We start from the raw sequence: 5,482 nt of genomic DNA, 5'->3' as shown, positions 1-5,482 counted from the left end.
AATAAAAACAGGGCTGGCAGGCCATTTCGGACTTGCCAGCCTTTTTTTGTATAGCTAATTTAGATGACGGATTAGGCTTGCCATCATTAACGGGTGTTGTAAGGGCATGGCAGGCCTGATATAACTGCTGCGCGGTCGCACTTTGAAGGATTCAGGTGCGATATAAATTATAAAAGAGGAAGAGAAGAGTGAATAAATCTCAACTGATCGACAAAATTGCTGCAGGGGCTGATATCTCTAAAGCTGCGGCTGGACGTGCGTTAGATGCAATTATTGCTTCTGTTACCGAATCCCTGAAGGAAGGCGATGACGTAGCGCTGGTAGGTTTTGGTACTTTTGCCGTTAAAGAGCGTGCTGCCCGTACTGGTCGCAACCCGCAAACAGGTAAAGAGATCACCATCGCCGCGGCTAAAGTACCGGGCTTCCGTGCAGGTAAAGCACTGAAAGACGCGGTAAACTAAGTGATTTCCCCTTTGGGGATGTGACGAAGTACAAGGGCGCATCAACTGATGTGCCTTTTTTATTTCTGATTCCGGTACTTTCTACGTGTTGTGGGCTGACAATTGCCCCCGTTTCTTGTCACAATAGGCCTTTGTGCGCAGCGTTCAGGAAACGCTATGCTGCGTGAAGCATATATACTCAAAATCCTTGCCGCTGTTGTTGTAACAACGTGCAGGCGGCTTGAAGGATAACGCGTATAGTCATCTACAGCGGAGTGTGGTTACACCATGATGGACAGCTTACGCACGGCTGCTAACAGTCTCGTGCTCAAGATTATTTTCGGTATCATTATCGTGTCGTTCATTTTGACCGGCGTGAGTGGTTACCTGATTGGCGGGGGCAACAATTACGCCGCCAAAGTGAATGGCCAGGAGATCAGCCGCGGGCAATTCGAGAATGCGTTCAATAGCGAACGTAACCGCATGCAGCAACAGTTGGGCGATCAATACTCTGAGCTGGCGGCGAATGAAGGCTATATGAAAACGCTGCGTCAGCAGGTGCTGAATCGTCTTGTAGACGAAGCGCTGCTGGATCAATACTCCCGCGAGCTGAAGCTCAATATCAGCGACGATCAGGTTAAACAGGCTATTTTCGCCACGCCTGCTTTCCAGGTGGACGGCAAATTTGATAACAACCGCTACAATGCGATTGTTAATCAAATGGGAATGACCGCCGATCAGTACGCTGAGGCATTACGTAATCAGCTTACTACCCAGCAGTTGATCAACGGCGTTGCCGGTACGGACTTCATGCTGAAAGGCGAAACCGATGAGCTGGCGGCGCTGGTCGCACAGCAGCGTATCGTGCGTGAGGCGACGATTGACGTTAACGCGCTTGCCGCGAAGCAATCCGTTACCGAGCAGGAAGTTGCCAGCTACTACGAGCAGAATAAAAACAACTTCATGACGCCGGAACAGTTCCGCGTGAGCTACATCAAGCTGGACGCTGCTGCACTGCAGGAGACGGCCAGCGATGCTGATATTCAGTCTTACTATGACCAGCATCAGGACCAGTTCACTCAGCCGCAGCGTAACCGCTACAGCATTATTCAGACGAAAACGGAAGATGAAGCTAAAGCGGTACTGGATGAGTTGAGCAAAGGCGCAGATTTCGCTGCGCTGGCGAAAGAAAAATCAGCCGACATCATCTCTGCCCGTAAAGGTGGCGATATGGGATGGCTGGAAGATTCCACCACTCCGGATGAGCTGAAAAATGCCGGCCTGAAAGACAAAGGCCAACTGTCCGGTGTAATTAAATCTTCCGTTGGTTTCCTCGTTGCGCGTCTTGATGACGTACAGCCTGCGCAGGTTAAACCGCTGAGCGAAGCCCGTGACGACATTGCGGCGAAAGTGAAGCAGGAAAAAGCGCTGGATGCGTACTATGCGCTGCAGCAGAAAGTGAGCGATGCAGCCAGCAACGATAACGAATCCCTGGCGGGTGCGGAGCAAGCTGCCGGTATGAAAGCGGTTGAAACGGGCTGGTTTAGCCGTGACAGTCTGCCGGAAGAGCTGAATTTCAAACCCGTCGCTGACGTCATTTTCAATGGGGGTCTGGTTGGCGAGAACGGTACGCCTGGCAGTAACTCTGATATCATTACCGTGGATGGCGATCGCGCGTTTGTGCTGCGTATTGCAGAGCACAAAGCCGAAGCCGTTAAGCCACTGGCTGAAGTGAAAGAGCAGGTTACTGCGCTTGTTAAGCACAATAAAGCAGAGCAACAGGCTAAGCTGGATGCTGATAAACTGCTGGCGGACCTGAAAGCCGGTAAAGGCGATGAAGCGATGAAAGCCGCGGGTCTGAGCTTTGGTGAGGCGAAAACGCTGAGCCGCACTGGTCAGGATCCTCTGAGCCAGGCAGCCTTTGGTCTGAGCCTGCCAGCGAAAGACAAACCGAGCTACGGCGTGGCGAACGATATGCAGGGTAACGTTGTTCTGCTGGCGCTGGACGAAGTGAAAGCGGGTTCGATGCCTGAAGCGCAGAAGAAAGCGATGGTTCAGGGGATCACCCAGAACAACGCGCAGATTGTGTTTGAAGCGCTGATGAGCAACCTGCGTAAAGCCGCAAAAATTAAAATCGGTGACGCGCTGGAGCAACAGCAATAACCGAGGCTGCTCGCAAAAAATTGCAAAAAGTTGTATTAACCAAAGGCCGCTTTCGCGGCCTTTTCCATTTCTGTTATTTGCCGTTTGTCTGCTGTTCCGCACCTCGCTATCGTGATTCCACTGTTAACAAACACGGAGAAAACAGTATGAAACATGGAATCAAAGCCCTGCTTATCACCCTTTCATTGACCTGCGGCGCTATGGCCCAAAGCGCATTGGCTGCAGAGCCCGTTGCCAAAAACCAGGCGACTCAAACCAATGCGGATGCTTCCACAGTGGCGCAAAGCAAGGCTACGCAACCCGCTAAAGCAAGCGATGATGAAGGCACCAGGGTAAGCATCAACAGCGCTTCTGCGGAGGATTTAGCGCGAGTGATGAATGGGGTCGGACTGAAAAAAGCCCAGGCTATTGTCAGCTATCGAGAAGAGTACGGGCCATTTAAAACGGTCGATGATTTAAAGCAGGTGCCGGGGATGGGAAGTTCTTTGGTAGAGCGTAACCTGGCAGTTTTAACACTTTAATAACTTGCAGAGCGCTGAAAGTTTGCCAGACTATAGAGGTCATACCAGTTATGGCCTCTTCACCCTGAATATGTACATATAAAAAAACGTAAGGTTTCTGCGCTATGCAAACACAAATCAAAGTCCGTGGTTATCATCTTGATGTCTATCAGCACGTCAACAATGCCCGTTATCTTGAGTTTCTGGAAGAAGCACGCTGGGATGGACTGGAAAACAGCGACAGCTTTCAGTGGATGACCGCTCACAACATCGCTTTTGTGGTTGTGAATATTAATATCAACTATCGCCGTCCGGCGGTGCTGAGCGACCTGCTGACTATTACCAGTCAGGTACAGCAGTTAAATGGCAAAAGCGGTGTGTTGAACCAGACTATCACCCTGGAGCCGGAAGGACAGGTGGTAGCAGATGCGTTGATTACCTTCGTCTGTATTGATTTGAAAACGCAAAAAGCGCTACCGCTGGAAGGAGAGTTGCGCGAGAAACTGGAACTGATGGTGAAGTAGCGGAATTGCCCGGTGCTACTTGTGCTAACCGGGCCTACAATGGTGGTAAGTCCCGTAGGCCGGATAAGACCCCCGCGTCGCCATCCGGCAAAACCTAACGTATTACTTAAGACCGGTTTTCTGCTTCATCGCCGTCATCACTGCCGGTTTATCCGCCAGATAATGGTTAAGACCGTTGGCGCGCAGATTACAGGCCGCGCAGTGACCACAACCGTCACCTTTGATACCGTTATAGCAGGTCAGCGTTTCTTCGCGTACCAGGTCCAGCTTGCCCCAGTAATCGGCCAGCGCCCAGGTTTCGGCTTTATCGATCCACATCAGCGGAGTTTCAAAGCGGATATCTTTTGCCATCCCCAGGTTCACGGCATGGTTCAGAGCCTTGACGAACTCATCGCGACAGTCAGGATATCCAGAGAAGTCGGTTTCACAAACGCCGGTAATGACCGCCTCTGCCTGCACCTGATATGCGTAAATCGCCGCCAGCGTTAAAAACAGAATATTGCGTCCGGGCACAAAGGTATTGGGAATGCCATTCGCATCCGGTTCGTAATCAGGCACCGGAATGTTATCACGGGTCAGGCTACTGACAGCCAGTTCGCTAAGCAGCGTGACATCAAGCACTTTGTGCGCACGCGCGCCGAGTTTTAAGGCCAGATCACGTGCGACATCAATCTCAGCGCGATGGCGCTGACCATAATCAAAGGTCACGCAGTGGACTTCATCATACTGATGTAGCGCTTGCGCCAGACAGGTCGTGGAGTCCTGACCTCCACTGAATACAACAACGGCACGTTTCATGGCTTTTCCTGACAAATAACGAAACCCATATGGTAGCGCCTGGACGTGGTGTCGACCAGCTTCTTCATGCTGAAGGGGGCGGTAACCAGGCTTCGGTGAACTCAAACCAGCCGCGAGGATTCAGGCGAACACCGTTCACGCCCGGTGGCGCGCTAATACGATAGTGATAATTGAACAGCGGAGTCAGCGTGGCATCATGCATCAGCGTGGCGAACACTTGCTGTAACGCCGCGTGACGATCGTCTTCATTGGCCTGGACTTGCAGGGCATCCAGCGTGGTTTGCAAGTGCGTGTATTCAGGCGCATTGAGTACATGTGACCACAGTTGATCGCAACGTAACCACTGTTCGAGGGTATATTCAGGCGCTTCGCCAATCAGTCTGTCTCCCATCATCAGGTCGGCCTGCGCTAAAGGATGATTACCGTCCCAGTTTTTAGCATTATGAAATATAAGCGTTAATTCACAGCCGAGTAGCGCCAGCGCCTGGCGAAGCTGTTCAGCCATGGCATGTAGTTCAACCGGCAGGTGATACGCCAGCGTCAGTTTTTCCGGTAGCGCTACCTCGTTCAACTCATCCCATTGCGGGATCGTCCATCCAGGCAGCAGCGCATTGCTCGGGGTTATCAGGTTTTCATCTACCTCCAGCGTTTGTAGCAGGGAAGAGCGATGGATAATATTGACCAGCCGGCGGGCTTGCAAGGTATTCAGGCGCGCACTTTTTCTGAGCGTGAGATAGCAAAAACCGAGGCTTATCCCGCTGCTCACCTGGCTTAGCATGGGCAGCTCTTCGGGTTTACCAATCGCTATTTGCACCGGATGGCGACAGCTGGTGCCCAAGTCCTGGGAGAAGAGTTGCGGAGTTATCCAGTATTCGATCGCTTTCAGGAGTGGATGACTCAGGTGGTAGTGATCGTGACTCTCGATACGCACCAGCTCAGGGGTAAACAACGTCAACCGGAATGGACCTGTACCTACAAACGGATGTTCCGGATGCGCCAAATGGCTGCTGTAGCTTGCCAGACGGTGCGCCAGCCAGAAGTCGGGACGATGCAGAAT

Annotated in this window: 5 protein-coding genes and 1 pseudogene; 4 read left to right on the top strand and 2 right to left on the bottom strand. The window is 51.8% G+C overall.

The annotated features are described in order from the left end of the window. Window positions 1–188: 188 nt before the first annotated feature. The 4 genes from hupB (at window position 189) to fadM (ending at window position 3,627) form a co-directional block, all read left to right on the top strand. Window positions 189–461, top strand: a complete 273-nt coding sequence (gene hupB, locus KQJ18_RS21155) for a nucleoid-associated protein HU-beta (RefSeq protein WP_003021629.1) — start codon at window positions 189–191, stop codon at window positions 459–461. A gap of 267 nt (window positions 462–728) precedes the next feature. Continuing rightward, the gene (ppiD, locus tag KQJ18_RS21150; protein ID WP_085047635.1) at window positions 729–2,603 is read left to right on the top strand and encodes a peptidylprolyl isomerase; all 1,875 of its coding nucleotides are present in this window, start codon (window positions 729–731) and stop codon (window positions 2,601–2,603) included. A 146-nt stretch (window positions 2,604–2,749) separates the two neighbouring features. Continuing rightward, window positions 2,750–3,124 carry a helix-hairpin-helix domain-containing protein gene (locus KQJ18_RS21145; protein WP_216422666.1) on the top strand — a complete coding sequence of 125 codons (375 nt, stop codon included), beginning with the start codon at window positions 2,750–2,752 and terminating at the stop codon, window positions 3,122–3,124. 104 nt (window positions 3,125–3,228) lie between these two features. Next, window positions 3,229–3,627, top strand: a complete 399-nt coding sequence (fadM, locus tag KQJ18_RS21140; protein ID WP_087857049.1) for a long-chain acyl-CoA thioesterase FadM — start codon at window positions 3,229–3,231, stop codon at window positions 3,625–3,627. Between the two features lie 102 nt (window positions 3,628–3,729). Here fadM and queC read toward each other — a convergent pair whose 3' ends face one another. Together queC and KQJ18_RS21130 are read right to left on the bottom strand one after the other, a co-directional pair. Further along, on the bottom strand, window positions 3,730–4,425 hold the full coding sequence (gene queC, locus KQJ18_RS21135; RefSeq protein ID WP_137351080.1) for a 7-cyano-7-deazaguanine synthase QueC: 696 nt from the start codon (window positions 4,423–4,425) through the stop codon (window positions 3,730–3,732). Between the two features lie 64 nt (window positions 4,426–4,489). Next, window positions 4,490–5,482: pseudogene (locus tag KQJ18_RS21130) on the bottom strand (SgrR family transcriptional regulator); the annotation flags it as partial.

This window comes from Citrobacter sp. S55_ASV_140, assembly GCF_018919505.1.
Lineage (GTDB): Bacteria > Pseudomonadota > Gammaproteobacteria > Enterobacterales > Enterobacteriaceae > Citrobacter > Citrobacter werkmanii.
Note: the sequence above shows the minus strand (reverse complement) of the source record. Positions and strands in the feature narration are given on the sequence as shown.

Excerpts from the sequence above, each read along its gene's own strand:
- ppiD (WP_085047635.1), top strand. The coding sequence starts at position 729 with ATGATGGACAGCTTACGCACGGCTGCTAACAGTCTCGTGCTCAAGATT.
- KQJ18_RS21145 (WP_216422666.1), top strand. The coding sequence starts at position 2,750 with ATGAAACATGGAATCAAAGCCCTGCTTATCACCCTTTCATTGACCTGC.
- fadM (WP_087857049.1), top strand. The coding sequence starts at position 3,229 with ATGCAAACACAAATCAAAGTCCGTGGTTATCATCTTGATGTCTATCAG.
- queC (WP_137351080.1), bottom strand. The coding sequence starts at position 4,425 with ATGAAACGTGCCGTTGTTGTATTCAGTGGAGGTCAGGACTCCACGACC.